The following is a 284-nucleotide window of genomic DNA, read 5'->3' on the forward strand; positions in this document are numbered from 1 at the left end:
AATCTTGACGATGACCTACTCTCACATGGGGAAACCCCACACTACCATCGGCGATGCATCGTTTCACTGCTGAGTTCGGGATGGGATCAGGTGGTTCCAATGCTCTATGGTCGTCAAGAAACTCTGTGTACCAGACCGTTGTGTTAGCAACGTACCAGTGAAATTCATGGACTTCTACATAAACAAAACCCCTGTTCGCGTTAGCAAACAGGGGTTTTGGAATTTAATCTTGACGATGACCTACTCTCACATGGGGAAACCCCACACTACCATCGGCGATGCAT

At 47.9% G+C, this 284-nt stretch carries 1 rRNA gene; it reads right to left on the reverse strand.

Features of this window, described 5'->3' with window-relative positions:
• Positions 1–2 precede the first annotated feature (2 nt).
• A 5S ribosomal RNA gene (gene rrf / locus JBO08_RS27995) occupies positions 3–118 on the reverse strand.
• Positions 119–284 lie beyond the last annotated feature (166 nt).

Source organism: Pseudomonas sp. LAP_36 (assembly GCF_019456785.1).
GTDB classification, from domain to species: Bacteria; Pseudomonadota; Gammaproteobacteria; order Pseudomonadales; family Pseudomonadaceae; genus Aquipseudomonas; species Aquipseudomonas tritici.